Genomic DNA, 3,317 nt, shown 5'->3' with positions numbered 1-3,317 from the left:
AAGTGAAATAATCCTAATACCAGCACTCCAGACCGGCTAAACATATAACTTCACCAACACATCCTGTCGTTTAGGCCACTATAAACGGGGGTAACGTGTCGGGGCGGTTTTGTATGGTATATGGCGAAAGCATGTTCTAGTAAATCTCTCGAAAGAAAGTCCATGAATGCGCCATATTATGCCAATACCAATCCAGAAAATTCTACCTCCCGTGCAGCTACGGAGATTAGGAAGGCGGAATACCAGTTCTGGGAGAAGCTTCATCCTGGCTCAGATGACGATATCGAAATTATTAGCCAATCCCTGTCTAACTTAACTGGGGCGCGTCAGTCCCGAATTAGGAATATCATTTTCGCCTTCGAGCGTCTAAAGGAACTGCCGCGGCTGCGTGCCCGGCAAGAACAGCATTTTCATTTAGATTTAGACCGACTCATCACGATAGACCAAACCCTAGCCAAACTCGGCGCCATTGATGCGGAGAAGAAAATCACTATCGATGACGCCCTGACCAACTACTTGACCCCAACTCGCCCCAATCAAAAGCTGCCCTCGCACCGTAACCTGCGCCGCAAGCTGCGTGAGCTCATCGTGCGCCTCGATCCCTCCATTGCCGCCCGGGATCCCCGACGCAAGCAAACCTATAGCGTTGAACCTACAGGTGGGGAGTGGGCTGCGGTTTGTCTGGACGTTGGACTAGAAACCGCCGAGATAATCGACCGCAATATCCGGGATATCGCTACGGACAAGGACCTCACGATGGCCGAAGCTGCCGTTGAACTGCTGACTGGAAAAGCACAGGCTAAGGCCAAGGTCGTGTTGAATATGTATCGCTGTGACCTGCCGGATGCACCCGCGTTTGTGCAGAACCTGGGGTGGGTATCGCCGGAGACTGCAGATGACTTGCAGGCACGGGCAACCACGACGAGGGACATGGAGAAGGCCGGTCAGGCGGAAAGCACTAACTACGTGACACCGCCGGATATCCGGGCGTTCGTGGAGGGTTTGGATGGCACGTGCCGGTGGCCAGGCTGCACGCGGCCGGCAGTGGCTTCCCAGATGGACCATCGGCACGACTTTGCGGATGGCGGTCCGACCTCGGCGGCGAACCTTACGTGCTTATGCCAACACCATCACAATATAAAGACCGATGGGAGGGCCTTTTATATCAAGGACCCGATAAGCGGGGACATCGTCTGGCTTTTCGATGACTCTACGTGGGTCTATGACTCGGCCAGTGGCCCATTGGCGCCCAAGAACCGCAGGTGGGCGCAGACGGTGGCACAGGCGACGCAGAAGCGGCGGGAGAATGCGCATGCAGATGCGCAACAGTTAAAAGAAGAACTTCGGGAGGAGTCCACGCATGAAAAAGGGGACAGCGATGACACTGTCCCCGATAAGTAATTGGCTTCCTAGAGGTACATCAAGATAAGGCAGATGATCCACAGGAGGTTGAAGACGCCGCCGAAAGCGGACAGGGACTTCTTAATGGAGCCCAGGTTGGCGGTATCGCCGGACTCTAGGGCTGCCTGCGCCGTGCGCTGCTTAGGAAGGATGAGGAAGAAGAGCAGGCACCACGCGATGATGGCCACGAGGATGGCGATGTGGAAGTTGACCTGGCTCTTGAAGGTTTCGATATCAGACAGGAACACAGCAAGGCCAAGGACCGGCACGAGAGCGGAAATGTAGCCGTAAGTATTGGTGATGTTGTGCAGGTTGCGGGCGGCGCCGAGGGCCGTCTTATCGCCCTGCGCTGCGCCCTGCAGCTGAGTCTGGTAGATGGAGGTGGAAATGCACACGGGGCCAAGTAGAACAATGGCCGCTGCCACGTGCAGGAAAATGAAAAAAGTAGTCATGGAGGATGCCCTTCAGTTAAGAAAAGTTGCCTTGTTCACCCTAATCAATTTCCCAGCTAGAAATCGAACCGACATTGCCTTCTCATTGCACGAATGTCAGCACGAGGCAACGGTAACTCGTACTTTCGCGCGATTTCTGCGAGGCGCCGCGAGTAATCGCAGCGGTTGGCGGGCGGCAGCCACTCGGAGGGGAGGGAATCGGACTTTTCCTGATTGAGCTTCCGGCTGGTCGCCACCAGATTGAGGGGATCGTTGGCGAAGCGGATCTTGGTGTCTTGGTCCCATTCTGCAGCACCCATGTCATATGCGGCGGAAAGAGGGAAGATGTGGTCGACCTCGATGGGGGAGGTGGCTGAAATCATCTCACCCGCGTAGGGGTCATAGATCGTGCCGGATTGCGGCCGACAGTTTGCGAAGGCGTCGCTGGCTTGGTTCTCCATGATGGCCTCGCGCGTGGTGCATGCGCCGTTGGGCTGCCAGCCGCCGAACTCGTCGCGGTCGTAGCCTGGCAATTCCGCGCGATCCGGCACTGTGGAGACATCAAAACGCGGAAAAGGCCACGCATACCATGCGATAACGAGAGCGGTTATGCATGATAGCGCGGCCAAATAATAGGACTTCATGTCCTATTGGACTCCGCGAGGAGCGGGAAGGTTCCTACTTGTTATCGGAAACCTTTTCTGCTGCTTCCTCGAAGTCCAGGGAGTCGTCCTTCTCAACGAGCTTGGCAAGCTTCTCGGCTTCCTCGAACTCGTCCAGGACCTCCTGGTCTGGCTGCTTGGTAGCCAAGGTGACCAGAACGGTAACGAGGAGTGCGGAGAAGAAGCCTGGGACCATCTCGTAGAGGGAATCGCCAAGCGGGGACATTCCCCAGCCGATGGCGACGACTGCACCGGTAACCATACCGGCGATTGCACCGGTTGCGTTGAGGCGCTTCCAGTACAGAGCCAGGATAACGAGCGGACCGAATGCGGAACCGAAACCAGCCCATGCGAAGCCGACCAGGCCAAGAATGGAGTCGGACGGGTTGATAGCCAGGAGTGCGGCGATAATCGCAATGGCCACAACGGCGGTACGGGACAGGTTAATCAGAACGCCCTCGGAAGGCTTGCGCTTTGCGATGATGAGGTAAAGGTCCTCAATCAGGGAAGAGGAAACCACGAGCATCTGGGAGGACATAGTGGACATGATCGCTGCCAAAACTGCGGTCAAGACGAAACCAGCAGGCAATGGGTGCATCATGGCCTGAGCCATATCCAAGAAGATGGTCTCGAAGTTCTCTTGGTCAGTAATAGTTTCACCGAACTGGGTGAAGTACACAGTGCCGGTAAGCGCAACGAAGATAGCGCCGATGACGGAAAGGCCCATCCAGGTGATGCCGTAGAAACGGGACCTGACCCCCAGATGGTGGACACCTTGAAACCAGCATCTCGCTGGGGAAGTGAGGTACCTTTCCACCATGCC

At 56.0% G+C, this 3,317-nt stretch carries 4 protein-coding genes; 1 reads left to right on the top strand and 3 read right to left on the bottom strand.

Annotation, left to right across the window (positions count from 1 at the left end):
- The first annotated feature begins 162 nt into the window (after positions 1-162).
- On the top strand, positions 163-1,401 hold the full coding sequence (locus tag ABRP93_RS11485; RefSeq protein WP_349888006.1) for an HNH endonuclease signature motif containing protein: 1,239 nt from the start codon (positions 163-165) through the stop codon (positions 1,399-1,401).
- Positions 1,402-1,409: 8 nt separating this feature from the next.
- Here ABRP93_RS11485 and ABRP93_RS11480 read toward each other — a convergent pair whose 3' ends face one another.
- The 3 genes from ABRP93_RS11480 to ABRP93_RS11470 form a co-directional block, all read right to left on the bottom strand.
- A complete protein-coding gene (locus ABRP93_RS11480; protein WP_349888005.1) occupies positions 1,410-1,853 on the bottom strand; it encodes a DUF2269 domain-containing protein in 444 nt (147 codons plus the stop codon).
- Positions 1,854-1,909: 56 nt separating this feature from the next.
- Entirely contained in the window at positions 1,910-2,476 is a 567-nt protein-coding gene (locus tag ABRP93_RS11475; protein ID WP_349888004.1) for an HNH endonuclease family protein, read from the bottom strand.
- Positions 2,477-2,510: 34 nt separating this feature from the next.
- A partial coding sequence (locus ABRP93_RS11470; protein ID WP_502879667.1) for a sodium:solute symporter family transporter occupies positions 2,511-3,317 on the bottom strand: 807 nt, incomplete at its 5' end.

Source organism: Corynebacterium sp. KPL2850, assembly GCF_040225855.1.
In the GTDB taxonomy this organism is placed as follows: domain Bacteria; phylum Actinomycetota; class Actinomycetes; order Mycobacteriales; family Mycobacteriaceae; genus Corynebacterium.
The sequence above is the reverse complement of the archived record's forward strand: the minus strand, read 5'-3'. Positions and strand labels throughout refer to the sequence as shown.

Coding starts and splice junctions, on each gene's coding strand:
- ABRP93_RS11475 (WP_349888004.1), bottom strand. CDS start 2,476: ATGAAGTCCTATTATTTGGCCGCGCTATCATGCATAACCGCTCTCGTT.
- ABRP93_RS11480 (WP_349888005.1), bottom strand. CDS start 1,853: ATGACTACTTTTTTCATTTTCCTGCACGTGGCAGCGGCCATTGTTCTA.
- ABRP93_RS11485 (WP_349888006.1), top strand. CDS start 163: ATGAATGCGCCATATTATGCCAATACCAATCCAGAAAATTCTACCTCC.